Source organism: Alistipes timonensis JC136, from assembly GCF_900107675.1.
Taxonomy (GTDB): domain Bacteria; phylum Bacteroidota; class Bacteroidia; order Bacteroidales; family Rikenellaceae; genus Alistipes; species Alistipes timonensis.
In genome coordinates this window covers 237,925-253,664 of record NZ_FNRI01000002.1, presented here as the reverse complement: position 1 = coordinate 253,664, position 15,740 = coordinate 237,925, and the positions used below count along the sequence as shown (strand labels likewise).

The window sequence follows — 15,740 nt, the reverse complement described above, 5'->3', positions numbered from 1 at the left end:
ATTGTACGGCCGGAGTTGGCTGGCCGTATCACAAATTTGGCGATTAAAGACGAATCGGGATAGAACAAAAAATGCAATTCAGGGAACAACGTTCCGTTAATCGGCATTATGTTCCTTCATGTACTCTGCGGGGAGGATACCATAGAATTTTTTGAAGCATTTGGCGAAATAGGAGGGGGTGTTGAATCCCACCGAGTAGCAGACTTCGTTGATGCGGCAGTGGTTTTCGGTCAGCATTTGCGCGGCCACGATGAGCCGTTTGGTGCGGATATAGTCGTTGGGTGTGGTATCGAGCAGACCCTTGATCTTGCGGTTGAGCGTCGATTTGCTCAGGAAAAAAGCCTCGGCCAGCTGTTCGTTCGAGAAATTGGGGTCGCTGATGTTGGCCAGGATGATCGAGTCGAGCCGCGAGAGGAACTCCTCGTCGCTGTGCGGCAGGTTGTAGAGGTGTGCCGCGAGGGGCATGACCTTGCTCCTGAAGGCGTTTTTCAGGGTGATCCGTTTGTCGAGGATGTTCCGGATGCAGGCCTGGAGGTATTCCATGTTGAACGGCTTCTCGATGTAGAGGCTTGCGCCGCACTCCATGCCCACGACCTTCGACCGCGTCGAGGAGAGCGCCGAGAGGAGAATCACCGGGATGTGCGAGGTTTCGAAATCCGTGCAGACCTTTTTACAGAGGTCCAACCCGCTCATGCCGTTCAGGGCGATGTCCGAGAGGATGAGGTCGGCCTCCTGCTGCCGGAGCAGTTCCAGCGCCCGTTCGGCGGTCGCGGCGGTGAGTGTCCGGTATTCGTCCTGCAGCTTGCGTTTCAGGTAGGCCGCGAGGTCGGTGTTGTCCTCCACGATGAGCAGCGTCGGAAGCCCCGGCTTTTCCGGTTCGTCCCCGGGCGCGACTGCGGCCTGCTCCTCTTCGCCGGTAGCCTCCTCGGAGGCGCGGTACAGGGGAAGCGTCAGGATGAAATCCGTGCAGGTCGTGTCGTCGTCGAGCACGAGTCGTCCGCCGTGCAGTTCGGCGAGAGTGCGGGCCAGCGAGAGCCCGATGCCGACGCCCTTGGCGTCGTTGCCGTACTGTACGAAGGGTTCGAATATCCGGCTGCGGTGTTCGCTCGGGATGATCGGGCCGTCGTTGCGGATCGAGACCACGGCGTTGCCGTCCTCTTTGCGGGCTTCGACCTCGATATACGATTCGGCGTATTTCAGGGCGTTGTGCAGCAGGTTGTTGAGGATCTTGTTCAGTCCCGGTTCGTCGGCCAGGATGAAGAGCTGCTCGTCCTCGTGGCGGAACGTCAGCCGGATGTTGTTGGCCTTGGCCGTCTCCGCGAAGTTGAAGCAGAGGAAGCCGATTTTCTCGATCAGGTCGATATTGCCGCAGTTGAGCATATAGCCGTGGCACTCGATCTTCACGAAGTCCAGCAGTTCTTTCACCAGCTGCGACAGGTATTCGGTGTTGTTGTTGATAACCATCAGGTCCTCGCGGGCCTCCTCGCTGCAGCTCTCGGAGGCGAGGATGTTCTGCAGCGGCGTTCGGATGAGCGTCAGCGGGGTTTTGATCTCGTGGACAATGTTCGAGAAAAAGGTCATCTTTTCGTTGAACAGTTCGATTTCGCGGGCCCGTTTGTACTCGCTCTGTCGCTGCCGTTCGCGGTTCATGGCTTTGCGGTAGAAATAGTGCGACACGAGGATGCTCATGACGACCAGCAGCAGGATGTAGAGCAGGATCGCCGGCGTCGATTTGTAGAACCGCTGGGCCACGGTGATCTCCACGGCGGGATGTCGGTCGTTCCAGATGCCGTTGCTGTTGACGCCTTTGACCTGCAGGCGGTAACTGCCTGCGGGGATGTTCGAATAGAAGATCGTGTTGTTTTCCGAGACCCTCCGCCAGCGGGTGTCGTACCCTTCGAGGCGGCAGAGGATGGTGTTGCTCGCCGGAGAGGCGAACCCGAGCAGCGCGAACTCGAATCCGAAGGAGTTCTGGCGAGCGTTGAGGGCGATGTGTTGCGTCTGGTCGATGTTGCATTTCAGGGGCGACCCGCTGTCTCCCGCCTTCACGATCCGTTCGCCGATGCGCAGGTCGGTGATGACGATTTCCGGGACGCGGGTGTCGGTGTGAAACATGCGGGGATTGAAGCGGACGAATCCGTCGGACGAACCGAAATAGAGCGTGCCGTCGGAGGTCTTGAACCCTGCGTTGTAGTTGAATTCGTTGTTGAGCAGGCCGTCGGTTGTGGTGTAGGCCTTGGTTTCCAGCGTGGCGGGCGTGAAGCAGATCAGCCCTTTGTTGGTGGAGATCCAGAGGTTGCCGCTGTCGTCCTCGACGATCCGGTAGTTGATGTCGCTCGGCAGGTTTCCCGCCCCGAGCAGCGCTTGGTCGTAAACCACGAAATCGTCGTTCTGTTCATCGTAGAGGCAGAATCCCGCGCTGAACGTTGTTGCCCAGATACGGCCGATGCTGTCGCGGAAGACCGAGAGCACCTTGTTGCTCGGCAGCGTTCGCGGATTGCCGGCGGCATAGGTGTAGCTGCGCACGATCGCACCTGCCGCGGGATCGTAGCGGATGAGTCCGTTGGCATAGGTGGCCACCCACAGGTCGCCGGAGGTGTCTTCGGTGATGTCGGTGATGAACATGCCCTCGAAGACGGGAATGGAGGTGAAACTGTCGCCCGCGCGGTCGTAGCGCAGCATGCCGAGCGTCGTGCCCACGAGCAGGTCGCCTTCCGAGGTCTTGTAGATGCTGTATATCTTGTTGTCGTGCAGGTTCGACGATTCGTCCCGGCGGCTGTACACCTTGACCATCCCGGTCTTCAGGTCCAGGCGGTAGAGTCCCTGGAACGAACCCAGCCACAGTTTTCCGTCGTCGTGGTTGATGCCGAAAAGAGCCTCGGGAAGCTGTGCGTTCCGGTATTTCTGCAGTTCTCCGGTCTTGAGCGAATAGGTCATCAGTCCCGATTTCTCGGTGGTGATCCAGAGCCGCCCCTCGCCATCGTCGGCAAATCCACGCACGAGGCAGTTGGCGAGCGGCTCGTCCCGGACGATGTAATACTTGTCGAAATTCTGGTGGAAAGCCCCCGAGTAGTTCACCCCGCCGGCGTTGGTGCCGATCCAGATGCCGTCGGAGTCGTCGACCAGCACCGAGAGCGTGTGGCTGTCCGAAAGCGAGAATTTGTCTTGTCGGTCGGCTTTCAGACGGATGGTTTCGCCGCTGCCGGGGTTGTAGACATAGATGCCTTTGGTGGTGGCGGCCCACAGTTCGCCGTCGCGGCCCGGAAAGAGCGATTCGGGAACATAGCGGTTCTCGGCGTTGGGAATCAGCATCCGGAGCTTGTTGCTGTGGGGAGCGATCTCGCAGACGCCTTTGTCGACGCTGGCCACGTAGAGCGTGTTGTAGGGGCTCTCGATGATCTCGATGATGTTGTCGTTGCGGAAGAGCTGCCCGCGGTCGCCGAACTCCACGGGAGTCGCTTCGGTCAGCGTCTTGTCGGCGTGGTAGAGGTTCGAGAAATAGAGCGAGAGCCAGCACTCGTTGTTCACGTCGAAGCAGAACGAGGTGATGTTCGCGGGGAGCGTCTGCCGTCCCTCTTCCACGAAATAATTTTTCAATGCACCGCTTTCGGGGTCGCAGGAGAAGAGCCCCTGGTTGTTGACGGCCATCCAGATCACGCCCTGCCGGTCTTTTTTGATGGTGGTCACTTTGTTGTGGATCACCGTTCCCCGGTCGCTGGGCGTGTCGAGGGCTCTGAAACGGTCGGTTTCGGCGTCGTAGAGTACCACGCCGCTGTCGGTGCCGATCCAGATATTGCCCCGGTTGTCCTCGCAGAGCGAGACGATGAACCCGGAGTTGCCGCCGAGTTCGTTCTTGTGAAAGGTCCGGAACCGCATCCCGTCGTAGCGGTTGAGTCCGTCCGAGGTTCCCAGCCAGATGAACCCCCGAGCATCCTGAATGATGGCGTGCACGCAGTTGTAGGAGAGCCCGCTGTCGGTGGTTTTCAGGTGGGTGAAATACCGCGAACCGGGGTTGACTGCTGCGGCGTGCGGAACGACTGTGAAAAGGGCCAGCAGGCATAGGAATATGCCTGCCGCCCGTTTCGCTGTCTGTCTGTTCGGTCGCACGTCTGCTATTTTAAGGTTATGCGCAGCCACTCTCCGGGGTAGTCGCTGTTTTCGCCCTCGGCATCTTCGACGAGCGCGAATACGGGACCTTCCTTCACCTCTTCCTTGTAGTGGTGGCGGAGGTGTGCGCGGAGCTCTTCGCCCGGGGCGGGTTTGCCGCCCAGCAGCTCCCAGCCGATGCACAGCCGGGCCCCGAAGCCCAGATCGGTGTCGCCGGCGTCGTTGACCGTGCCCCGGAGGTCGACTCTGGTTTCGCCCTGGCCGACGAGCCGCCACGAGGAGGTCTCTTCGCGGTAGACGAGCCAGCGTCCCCGGGCATTGACGACAATCTTATAGGTGTCCCAGCCTCCGTCGTCAGACTGCCGTGCCAGCAGCACGACCGAAGCGTCGGAGTTTTCGGGCGTGAAGGCCACGAGGTTTTCGTCGAAGAGATACGTGGCGACGATGAAACAGTCGTCCGTGTATCCGAAGTCGGTGAAGACCGACGATGCGGTCTCCTTGCCGAGGAACCAGTAATCGTTCTTTTCCCGGTCGAACTCCCCGACGGGCGCCATGGCGAGGTCGCCTTTGGCGACGGTCTTGGCGCGGTTCAGCCGTCCGGTCATCAGCCGCACGCCGCCGCGCGAACGCTCTCCGTCCTGATAGCGGAAGGTTCCGGTTCCGAGCACCCGGTCGTTGCCGATGTAGTCGATCGAGCCCCAGTATCCGACGAACGGCGAGGTGGCGAAGCGGAAATTGTCGGCCCGTTTGTCGCCGATGAAGACCCACATGCCCTGGACGTTTTTGTAGACGCCGTTCGTGAGCACGACCATCTCGCCCGTCGGCAGCTTGGTCGAGTAGGGCCCGAATCCCACAAAATCCTTGTTCAGTTGTTTCTTCCAGGGGTATTCGGGGCCTCCCTCGCTGCGGATCGACTGGTCCGAATGCCAGTTCGTCGCGGCGTCGGTGCGCACGATGACGGGGGTCTGGTCCATCTTGTACTTGCCGCTCCAGACCTCCAGCGGCACGGCGATTCCGTAGTCATCGTCGAGCCATACGCCCGAGGGCATGCCGTCGGCCGTGCAGCGTCCGTCGAACGTCCGGGAGATGATCTCACCGTCGCGGTACGAACAGCTCTCCTTGCCCTGCCACGTCCGGCCGCCGTCGAACGACCGGATAAGGATGGTGCAGGGCTGCGAAACGCCGTTGAGGGTCTCGTTGCTGTCGGTGATGTACATCTGTATCTCGCCCGAGGGGAGTTGCAGCATCGCCGGTTCCCAGCAGCGGCCCGTGTAGATGTTCCGCGGTTCGGAGAAGGTGCGGCCCTTGTCGTCGCTGAACAGGATTTCGACGCCGCAGTTTTCGTTGGTGTGGGCGATGTCGTTGTAGCCCTTCTTGTAGCGCCACTGGTAGGCGAGCAGGATGCGCCCGTCCTGCAGTTCGATGAAATCCGGGTTTACGAATACCATCTGGTCGGCTCCCGCCGAGGAGCGGGCGTCGAAACGCTGGCGCACCATCTGCGCATCGCTCCACGTGCGTCCGCCGTCCTCGCTGCGCCGCACGAAGGCGTCCCAGCCGAAGTGATCGTTCATGAAGGTCATCAGCAGCGTTCCGTCCGAGAGCGCCTTGATGCGGGGGTAGTGGAGTTCCTGCTCGGTGTAGCCCTTGTTCTCCACGGCTGCGGAGGTCATCTCCTGAAACGTGCTGTGGTCCCATGCTATACGTACGTCGCATTCTGCCGCCGGGGGACCGCCCGGTTCCGAGCAGCCTCCCGCGCAGAGCGCCGTAAGAAAAATCGTTTTGAGTTTCGTGGTTTTCATCGGTTTCTATACAAATTTATGTTTTTTTATTCACTTTTTTCAGTTTGTCGAGAAAGTTACGCTCGTCACGTCGGAGCCCTCCAGATAGAGGTAGAACGGGGCGGCATAAGCCGAACTGCTGACCCAGGGAGTATTGCGTACAGCGACTTTGGTGTCGGTGTCCGCCTGGATGCTTCCGTCGGCACATTTGATTCGGAATTTGAGTTCGCCGCTTTTGACCTCGTTCTCGAAGGTCATGGTATGTTCGATGACTTTGCCGCCGCGAACCAGCGAGTAGGTGCACTCCATACTGTAAGCGGGGTCGTAGCAGGTGACGGTCTCCTTGTTGCATTTCCACTCCTCGCCGTCGAGGTATTCGATATACCAGAATACCGGGCCCTGCCGGGTATACATCGGGAAGGTGAGCGTGACGGAGGTTCCTGCCGCGAATTTCTTGACCGGCAGCGTGAATTCGAAATAATCGCCTGTCCAGACGCCCTTGATGCCCGGGGAGCCGATCTTGTTGGCGCTGTTCACATACTCGATTTTTTGCGTGTGGCTCTCGCTTGGATCGGATGCCTTTATCCACTTTGCATGGGCTTGGGTCTGCGAGGGGCATATCCAGAGACCGTCGGTGAGCCACTGCGGCTGTGTCGTTGCCGAGAAAACATAACTTCCGTTTTCGTATCCCAGCGGGAAGACCACGGGAAACGTTACGGGGACGATGCCGTCGTCGCTGGCGCTGAGGTATTGCTTCGTCACCTCGCCGGCAGCCACCGCGGTGCCTGCATCCTCGGCTTTGGCGAGGATCGTCAGCGAACTCTGGCGGTTGTCCATGTCGGTGAACGTCACCTCGAATCCGCCCTCCGGAACCGTGAAGGGGGCCACGACAAGCGGGACTTTCGTGTAGGCGTCGCTCAGCGTGAGGCCCCCGGTGCCGAAATCGACGGCGATCTGCTGCGACCGCGATGCGGGGTTTTCGGTGAAGGTTCCGGTCGTGAGGTCGTAGGTGCCGCTTACGGCCAGCGTGCCGCTGAAATTCTCCGACACGGCGGGTTTCAGCGTCAGCGTCTTCACCACCGAATTGCCGTCCTCGTCCAGCAGGTCGTCGGGCAGGTAGAGCTCCATCGTGGCGAAAATGTTGCGGAATTGCAGTTCCACGGTGGGCACCACGGTCGTCACGCTTTTCGACGCCGTGTAAAGACCGCCGTTCGCCCGTCCGGTGTAGGGCTGTTCGGCCGGGGCCGCCGCTGCGATGGCCTTCGGGTCGGTTGCCGCGCTCGAATAGGGGTAGTAGGCGTAGAAGCGGTAGTTGTGGTCCGAGGCACCGGCGACGATGCTGTCGTCCTCCGTGGCGCTGCCGAGCGCCGCCGACTCGCCGGCTTCCGCTGCCGTATAGCGGGCGTTGGCGTTCGTGCTCATCGGTGTATTCTGTGCGTCGTTGCGTGTGCAGGAGGCGAAAATGCCGACTTCGGCGCCCGTTTCCCAGGTGCCGTTGGCCATACTCCCCCTGAAATTGACACGGAGTGTGTCATATTCAAGCCCCCGGTTGTCGTCGTCGGAGTTCTGGCATCCGGCGACCAGCAGGGCAAGCACACACATGGCCGAAAAACTTGTTTTTCTCATGGCTGCTGTTTTTAGGTTTTTTTGATTTTAGGTTCGTGTTTTTGTAAATGGATTGACTTTCGCATAACAACCGTTGATGCAAAAATAGAAGATTGCGGCGGTTTTGGATAGAACAATAGTTGCAACAGGTGCAACGGACCGCCTGAGAGACGGTATTTGGAATTGGTCGCAGCGCGGATTCAGCTCCGGAATACACTTCTTTCCGTCGTCCGTAAACCGGGCTTTTTAAGCCCGCTGCGCCTCGGCAAAGTTCAAATAAATTTGGCATTGCACTCGGCTTGCACTACTTTACCGGGGAAGACCATCCCGGTTTAGATAGGCTGCGCCTCGGCAAAGTTCAAATAAATTTGGCATTGCACTCGGCTTGCACTACTTTACCGGGGAAGACCATCCCGGTTTAGATAGGCTGCGCCTCGGCAATGTCCAAATAAATTTGGCATTGCACTCGGCTTGCACTATCTTTGTTCTATAAAACCCGAACGACATGAAAAAAATCGTATCTATGTCTTTTACCGCTATTGCGCTTGCTGCGTGCAGCCAGTCGCCGAAGGGCGAGGCGCCGTGGATCGTCGACCGCTTCGACGACATTAAGGTCATCCGTTACGAAGTCCCCGGCTTCGACGAGCTGCCGCTCGAGGAGAAGGAGCTCGTCTATTACCTGGCCGAGGCTGCCAAGTGCGGCCGCGACATCTTCTTCGACCAGAACTGCGCCGTCAACCTTCCCGTGCGCCGCACGCTGGAAACAATCTATGAGAATTATGCCGGCGACCGCACGACGCCCGAATGGAAGGCGCTGGAGAAGTACCTGAAAAAGGTGTGGTTCGCCAACGGCATCCACCACCACTATTCGAACGACAAGTTCGTGCCCGAATTCACCGAGCAGTATTTCCTCGACGTTTGCGAGTCGATTCCCGTGGAGCGTTTCGGTGAGCTGAACAACATGATCGGGACGGTCTGCGTCGCGATCTTCAATCCCGAAATGTACAAGACGCGGCTGAACCAGAAGGCCGGCGACGACCTGCTGTGGACCTCGTCGGGCAACTATTACCGCAACGTGCGCCAGGCCGAGGCCGAGAAGTTCTACGCTGACATGGCCGATGCCGATGCGGGCAATCCCGAGCCGGTCTCCTACGGACTCAATTCGCAGTTGGTGAAGGAGGAGAAGACGGACCGCATTTACGAGCGGGTCTGGAAGGTGGGCGGCATGTATTCGCCGGCCATCGAGAAGATCGTCTATTGGCTCGAGAAGGCGCAGTCCGTGGCCAAGGAGCCGCAGAAGAGCAACATCGCGGCGCTCGTCAGCTATTATAAGACGGGCGACCTGAAAGAGTTCGACCGTTACAACATCGGCTGGGTGAAGGACACCGTGTCGAACGTCGACTTCATCAACGGCTTCATCGAGGACTACGGCGATCCGCTGGGGCGCAAGGCGGCGTGGGAAGGCAACGTCAACTTCATGGACAAGGAGGCCTGCCACCGCACGGAGGTCATTTCCGACAACGCCCAGTGGTTCGAGGACCATTCTCCCGTGGACGAAGCCTACCGCAAGCCGGTCGTGAAGGGCGTTTCGGCCAAGGTCATCACCGTGGCGATGCTGGGCGGCGACTGTTATCCCTCGACGCCCATCGGCATCAACCTTCCCAATGCCGACTGGATTCGCAAGGAGTACGGTTCGAAGTCGGTCACCATCGACAACATCACCTATGCCTATGATATGGCCGCCCACGGCAACGGTTTCAACGAGGAGTTCGTGCTCCGCGCCGAGGACCGCGAGCGGATGGACAAATACGGCAAGCTGGCTGACGATCTCCACACCGACCTCCACGAATGTCTGGGCCACGGCTCGGGCCAGCTGGCGCCGGGTGTGAAAGGCGGTGAGCTGAAGAGTTACAGCTCGACGCTCGAAGAGACCCGCGCCGACCTCTTCGGCCTCTACTACCTGGGCGACCCCAAGCTGGTCGAGCTGGGATTGGTGCCGTCGTTCGACGTGGCCAAGGCCGGCTATGCGAAATACATTCTGAACGGCATGATGACCCAGTTGGCGCGCGTCGAGTTGGGCAAGAACGTCGAGGAGTCGCACATGCGCAACCGCAAACTGATCGCCGAGTGGTGCTACGAACGCGGCAAGGCCGACAACGTGATCGAAATGGTCCGCGAGAACGGCAAGACCTATGCCGTGGTCAACGATTTCGAGAAACTGCGCCAGCTCTTCGGCGAGATGCTCCGCGAGGTGCAGCGCATCAAATCCGAGGGTGATTACGAGGCCGGCCGCAAGCTGGTCGAGCAGTACGCCGTCGTGGTCGATCCCGTGCTGCACAAGGAGGTCCGCGACCGCTACTATGCGCTCAACATCGAGCCTTACGGCGGTTTCGTGAACCCCGAGTTCGAACTGGTGGAGAAGGACGGCAAGGTTGTCGACGTGAAGATCTCCTACCCGGCCAATTACGTGGAGCAGATGCTCGGCTATTCGAAGAATTATTCGTTCCTGCCGAACGTCAATTAGTTTTCGATGATTGCGGCGCACCTGCCGCACATCCCTCGAATCCCCGAATGGGACGTCCGCTGAGGACTACCCATCCGGGGATTCTTCACGATGCACGACATCTGCTCCGCGGTAATCAAAAACGGTGCAGGTGTACCTGCACCGTTTTGACCGGAACATACTCTTTCTATTTGTTTTTCGAGCGAAGGGCGTGGTTGATGTTAAAGAGGTTGCGCGAAATGTTGCACAATACTTTGAGGAATGCCCACTGGATAATGGCGGTGACGATCAGCGCGACACCCCAGCCGATGAGGATTGCTCCGCCGTAGGAAGTGTCGACTACTTGGGCGATCAGGATAATCCCTCCGATGATTCCCCCGATCAGGATCAGTACAGCTAGCACATCGACGACCGATTCGGCTGTGGAATTGGTCGTATAGGGAGAGCTCTCCGGATTTACGGCGGATACAGGTTTTTCCTGTGCCCCGAGCAGGTTTTTGAGAGCTTGTCCCTGTTCGGGATTGGTCTGTTGTTCCATGACTATGAGTTATTTGAATTGACGGTGGAATGTGTGGAAGAACCAGGCGTATACGGCCATATCCAGCATTGCGAACAGGGCATAGCTGATCGTTAAGAAGGTAATGTGGTCTTCCGGGCCGATCATCTGTGTGAGGATCAGGGATGGCAAGAAACTTTGGATAAGCGTTATCAGGATAGGGAGTACAGCCGTCAGATGTGCGCAAACCCGCAGCGGCCCGGTGGTTACTGCGCTGCCCAGCAGCCAGAAGAAGATGAAGGTGAAAATGAAACTGGCTATATTGATGATTCCGGCGTAAGCCATTTGCTGATAGGCTCCCGTGTGTTGGAGAACGACTTGGAGGGACAAGCTTGCAATTTGCAGGATTATGCCGACGAGCCCCGCGATGGCATAGGGCCGGAGGACGGCGTTGTGCTCTGACTCGTTGATGAATATCCCGAAGAAAACCAGCAGTACGATCATTTTGGCCGCGGTCGACAGCAGTTGGATGAACTCCGTGTGGGGGACGAAGATCGGGATGAGTTTCAGTAGCAGCAGGCCCAGCAACAGCACGCTTGCCGTGCGGGTGAAATTCAGAAGACGCTCCATGAACGGATTTTAAAACGGGTGAGTAGAACAAATGTATAAAAAATAACCTTTCCCGTCAAATATTCCGGGCGAAATGTCGCTGGAAAAAAAGGGTGTCTAAGAATAGACACCCTCATTGTCGGATACGGAGCAGTGGCTCCAGGATCACTCTTTCGCTTCGCCGTCGATGGCGAATGCCGAGACAATCACCATCTTTTCGTCCACGTTGTTGGGGTTCGAAACGATGATGCCGTATTCGCCTGCGGGGCGTTCGTCGAAAGTCAGGCGGTAGGAGCTTTCGCCGTATTTCTCGGCCGAAAACCGCAGGTAGTCCATGGTGTTGGAGCTCACCGAGAACGACCCGACGGCCGAGATCACCGCCGAACGGTTCTTTTTGGTGCTCTTCATGCGGAAGACGCGCACGATGGACATGGGATCGGCCTTGTTGTCCTTGGCGCGGACGATGAGTGCGACCGGCTGCGAACCGTCGAACCGCACGCTGGCCGAACCACCTTCCACGAGTACTTTTGTTTTGGATTTGCTGGCTGCGAATCCGGCGATGTAGACGCCGGCGCCCGTTCGCATCCGCACATTGTGTTTTTCGAGCTTCTTGGACGAGCCGTCGGGGAATACGCCGACGACCTCTCCCTCGAATTCGGGTTCGAGGGTCTGTGCCGTTACTGCATTACCCCCCCCCACATCATGGCCGCTGCGGCCATCAGGAATAGGATTTTTTTCATCATCGTATTGATTTGATTCTTAGCCGCGCACCGTGCGCGACAGACAAAAATAACAAAAATCGGCGGAGGTTGTATACCCCCCCCCCGATTTTTTTGAAACAGCTTCCCGAAATGCCGCGAGGCGCATCCCTGAAAAGGTGCGCCTCGCTTTCGGTACGCTCTTCGGCGCATTTGTGCAGAATTTCGGGGATATAAGCCTTCCGAATCGTACGCGGATTATATTCCGCCTCCGTTTTCGAATGTCGATACGCTCGCACGGCCCTGAATTACGCGCGAATAGGGCGGCAAGTCGGTCGTCTGCCAGACGTTGCCGCCGACGACCGTGTCGTGGCCGATTCGTACGCGCCCCAGAATCGAGGAGTTGGAGTAGACCACCACGTTGTCTTCGAGAATCGGGTGGCGCGGCTCCTGGAGGATATTGCCTGCGGCGTCGAACTTGAAACTCTTGGCGCCGAGCGTCACTCCCTGATAGAGCCGCACGTGGTTGCCGATGACGCACGTCTCGCCGATCACGACGCCTGTGCCGTGGTCGATGCTGAAATATTCCCCGATTTCCGCACCGGGATGTATGTCGATTCCCGTGGCCGAGTGGGCCGCCTCGGAGATCAGGCGCGGCAGGATCGGGACCCCGAGTTGCAGCAGGGCGTGGGCCAGACGATAGTGCGTCAGGGCGACGAGCGCCGGGTAGCAGAGGATCACCTCTTCGTAGCTCACGGCCGCGGGGTCCCCGTCGAAGACGGCCTTCACGTCGGTTCCGAGCCGGCGGCGCAGTTCGGGCAGCTGCTTTAGCAGCTGTGCGGCGACCTCCCTGCCGAACGGCTCAGCGTCCGGATGCACCCCGCGGTGGAATGTGGCACAGGCGCGGGCGCTCTGGCGGGCGAGGATGTCGGAGAGTTCGCCGAGGCTTGCGGCGATGGGTTCCGCATCGAAATAGCCGGCAAAGACCGCCGACCGGAAGAGCCGCACGGCTCGTTTCAGCGCTGCGGAGTCGATGCCCGCCGGAACGGCCGCGGGGATGTGGATGTCCGGTGCCGCGAGGGCTTCGGCAAGCTGCCGGAGCTGTGTGTCGGAAGCTGTGCGGTTCATAGGCGGATGTCGGTTTTGTATTCGTCGAAGGCGTACAGCAGGGTAGAGAGATAACGCTCGCCGGTGTCGGGCAGCAGCACGACGATCGTTTTGCCGCGGTTTTCCTCGCGTTTGGCCAGCTGCAGGGCGGCGTATGCGGCGGCTCCGGAGGAGATGCCGACCAGCAGCCCTTCGTGTGCGGCGAGCAACCGGGCCGTCCCGATGGCCTCGTCGTCGCCGACCGGGATGACGCGGTCCACGACCGCGGCGTCGTAATTCCGGGGGACGAATCCCGCGCCGATGCCCTGTATCCTGTGGGGGCCGGGGGCGCCGCCCGAGAGCACGGGCGAAGCGGCCGGTTCCACGGCCACGACCTCCATCCCGGGGTTCAGCTCCTTGAGCCGGCGGCCCGTGCCGCTGACGGTTCCGCCCGTGCCGACGCCGGCCACGAAGAGGTCCGCCGTTCCGTCGGTGTCGCGCCAGATCTCCTCGGCGGTGGTGCGGTAGTGGCGTTCGGGGTTGGCGGGGTTCTCGAACTGCTGGAGCATGACCGATCCGGGAATCTCCGCGAGCAGCGCCTCGGCCCGGGCGATGGCCCCCTTCATGCCTTCGGCCCCGGGGGTGAGGACCACCTGTGCGCCGTAAGCCGCCACGAGCCGCTGCCGCTCGACGCTCATCGTCTCGGGCATGGTGAGGATCAGCTTATAGCCTTTCAGTGCGCTGACGAGCGCCAGTCCGACACCCGTATTGCCGCTCGTGGGCTCGATGATCGTGGCTCCGGGACGGATTGTACCGCGGGCTTCGGCCTCCTCGACCATCGCCAGGGCGATGCGGTCCTTCACGCTTCCGGCGGGGTTGAACAGTTCGACTTTGGCGACGACCCTGGCCACGGCGCCGGCCTCCCGGCCCAGGCGCGACAGTTCGACCATCGGTGTGTTGCCGACGAGGTCCAGTGCTGAATTTGCAATTTTTTTCATGGTATCTGATTTTAAATTGACGACAAAAAAAGCGGCAGATGGTTGTCTGCCGCATAATTTATGGAATGATAACGGGTCCTTACCCGTCTATTTCACCCGACAATCCCCGTGCGGCGGCAGCTACGACGAAACAGCAACGACAACAAGTCGCTGCGGCACAACACATCGTATTGTTGATGACTGCCGACATGGAATTCTCTTTTTCGGTTCGGGACAAATATAAGGCACTTTTTCGAAAAATCCAACCCTTCCGGTTTTTATTTCGGTCGCCTGCCGTCACTCTTTCCGGACCGCCCGATGCGCCCCGGTCCGTCCTCGGCGCGAACCTCCGGAAAAAGCAGATGCGGCGCACTCCAATCCAGAGGGGTGCGCCGCATTGGGTCCGAAGGGCGGATTTACTCCTCGACCTCTTCGAAATTGCTCTTGTCGACTCCGCAGACGGGGCATACCCAGTCGTCGGGAATCTCTTCGAAAGGCGTTCCGGGGGCGATGCCTCCGTCGGGATCGCCGACTGCGGGATCGTAGATCCACTCGCAGACTACACAACGATACTTTTTCATCTTTTGCTGTTTTTTATTAGGGTGAATGATGTTCCTGCAAATTAACTGCCGCTTTCTTCCTCCTCTTCGTCATCGGGACGGTTGCCGCCCGGCGGGGTGAGCTCGGCTACGAGGCGGTCGGCATCGGCGCACGAGACGTAGAGCCGGTCCTCATAGATGTCGACGACCTCGACGAAGTTGCGCCACTCCGAGGCGTAGAGCCGCACGCGGTCGAGCCGCCGCAGGTCGATGAAGTGGCCGTAGTAGCCGAAGAACCCGCAGCCGCCGAAAATCGGCACGAACCACTGCATCCGCCGGGCGTCCACACGGCGCACCGAGGCGATTTCGTCGCGGCGTATCTCGGTGATGTCCAACAGGCAGCGGATTTCGACCGTCTCGTCCGAGACGACGATCCGGCGGGGGATCGACAGCGACATCAGGGCTATGAGCGCCACGATGAACGACGTGAACCACGCCGAGAGGTAACCCCCTTCGTACAGGTTGTAGAGCAACCAGCCCAGGAGGATGAAAACCACCAGGTAGACCAGCGTCCAGTAGATCGTGTGACGGTCGAAACGGTATTTATAGATGCTTTGCATCGGTCGCTGCCTGTTCTTCCTCGGCCTCCTCGCGCGCGGCGATCAGGGCCTCGGCGATGGTGAAATCTTCCGGGGTCGTCAGTTTCAGGTTTTCGCGCTCGCCCTCGGTCAGGCACACCGGATGTCCGGCGGCTTCGACCACCGAGGCGTCGTCGGTGAATTCCGTCCGGTAGTCCGCCTCGTAGGCGCGGCGCAGCACGTCGGCGCGGAAGAACTGCGGGGTCTGCACGATGCGCAGCCGGCGGCGGTCGACGATCCGCGAGGGGACGATGCCCTCCGCGTCGGGTTCACCCTCCGTTTCGCGGAACGAGTCCACGGCCTCCACGACCGGTATGGCGGCTCCGTGGCGCGCTGCGGCTGCGGCCACGCGGCGGATCATGGCGGCCGTTCCCAGCGGACGCACGCCGTCCTGCACGGCGATCAGTTCGGGGTCGGTCGTCAGCGCCGCGAGCCCGTTTTTTACCGAGTCGAAGCGTTCCGCGCCGCCTGCGACGACGGCGTGCGCCGCCACGTCGAAACGGGCCGCGAGATTGTTCCAGAATTCGATGTGCTGCTCCGGCAGTACGGCCACGATCTCCGCCCCGGGCATGGCTGCGGCGAAATTGTTGATCGTGCGCGCCAGTACGGGCATTCCGCCGAGGAATGCGAACTGCTTGGGGCGTGCGCCTCCTGCGCGGCGTCCGCTGCCTCCGGCTACGATGATGATTCCCGTGCGTTCCATA

The 15,740-nt window shown here is 59.7% G+C and carries 12 protein-coding genes; 1 reads left to right on the top strand and 11 read right to left on the bottom strand.

Annotation, left to right across the window (positions count from 1 at the left end):
• Positions 1-96 precede the first annotated feature (96 nt).
• From BLU78_RS03480 to BLU78_RS03470, 3 genes are read right to left on the bottom strand one after another with little or no spacing between them, the layout of a single operon-like run.
• Positions 97-4,107 carry a hybrid sensor histidine kinase/response regulator transcription factor gene (locus tag BLU78_RS03480; protein ID WP_010263381.1) on the bottom strand — a complete coding sequence of 1,337 codons (4,011 nt, stop codon included), beginning with the start codon at positions 4,105-4,107 and terminating at the stop codon, positions 97-99.
• Positions 4,108-4,112: 5 nt separating this feature from the next.
• Positions 4,113-5,906, bottom strand: a complete 1,794-nt coding sequence (locus BLU78_RS03475) for an exo-alpha-sialidase (protein ID WP_010263383.1) — start codon at positions 5,904-5,906, stop codon at positions 4,113-4,115.
• A gap of 39 nt (positions 5,907-5,945) precedes the next feature.
• Positions 5,946-7,511, bottom strand: coding sequence for a fimbrillin family protein (locus BLU78_RS03470; protein ID WP_081504099.1), 1,566 nt, complete (start codon positions 7,509-7,511; stop codon positions 5,946-5,948).
• 484 nt (positions 7,512-7,995) lie between these two features.
• Between BLU78_RS03470 and BLU78_RS03465 the strand changes: the two genes are divergently transcribed.
• The gene (locus BLU78_RS03465; RefSeq protein ID WP_407921702.1) at positions 7,996-10,014 is read left to right on the top strand and encodes a dipeptidyl-peptidase 3 family protein; all 2,019 of its coding nucleotides are present in this window, start codon (positions 7,996-7,998) and stop codon (positions 10,012-10,014) included.
• Between the two features lie 166 nt (positions 10,015-10,180).
• On the opposite strand, the gene BLU78_RS03460 is transcribed toward BLU78_RS03465, so the two are convergent.
• The 8 genes from BLU78_RS03460 to ispD form a co-directional block, all read right to left on the bottom strand.
• The gene (locus BLU78_RS03460) at positions 10,181-10,531 is read right to left on the bottom strand and encodes a hypothetical protein (protein WP_010263389.1); all 351 of its coding nucleotides are present in this window, start codon (positions 10,529-10,531) and stop codon (positions 10,181-10,183) included.
• Positions 10,532-10,540: 9 nt separating this feature from the next.
• Positions 10,541-11,119 carry a hypothetical protein gene (locus BLU78_RS03455; protein WP_010263392.1) on the bottom strand — a complete coding sequence of 193 codons (579 nt, stop codon included), beginning with the start codon at positions 11,117-11,119 and terminating at the stop codon, positions 10,541-10,543.
• 144 nt (positions 11,120-11,263) lie between these two features.
• Positions 11,264-11,797, bottom strand: a complete 534-nt coding sequence (locus BLU78_RS03450) for a hypothetical protein (RefSeq protein WP_231290872.1) — start codon at positions 11,795-11,797, stop codon at positions 11,264-11,266.
• Between the two features lie 257 nt (positions 11,798-12,054).
• The gene (locus tag BLU78_RS03445; protein ID WP_010263409.1) at positions 12,055-12,924 is read right to left on the bottom strand and encodes a serine acetyltransferase; all 870 of its coding nucleotides are present in this window, start codon (positions 12,922-12,924) and stop codon (positions 12,055-12,057) included.
• A complete protein-coding gene (gene cysK / locus BLU78_RS03440) occupies positions 12,921-13,880 on the bottom strand; it encodes a cysteine synthase A (protein ID WP_010263412.1) in 960 nt (319 codons plus the stop codon). Before cysK ends, BLU78_RS03445 begins: the two co-directional genes overlap by 4 nt.
• 395 nt (positions 13,881-14,275) lie before the next feature.
• A complete protein-coding gene (gene rd / locus BLU78_RS03435) occupies positions 14,276-14,440 on the bottom strand; it encodes a rubredoxin (RefSeq protein WP_010263415.1) in 165 nt (54 codons plus the stop codon).
• Positions 14,441-14,481: 41 nt separating this feature from the next.
• On the bottom strand, positions 14,482-15,018 hold the full coding sequence (locus BLU78_RS03430; protein WP_010263416.1) for a PH domain-containing protein: 537 nt from the start codon (positions 15,016-15,018) through the stop codon (positions 14,482-14,484).
• Complete coding sequence (gene ispD / locus BLU78_RS03425) at positions 15,002-15,739, bottom strand: 2-C-methyl-D-erythritol 4-phosphate cytidylyltransferase (RefSeq protein ID WP_010263418.1); 738 nt, start codon at positions 15,737-15,739, stop codon at positions 15,002-15,004. Before ispD ends, BLU78_RS03430 begins: the two co-directional genes overlap by 17 nt.
• Position 15,740: the final 1 nt, after the last annotated feature.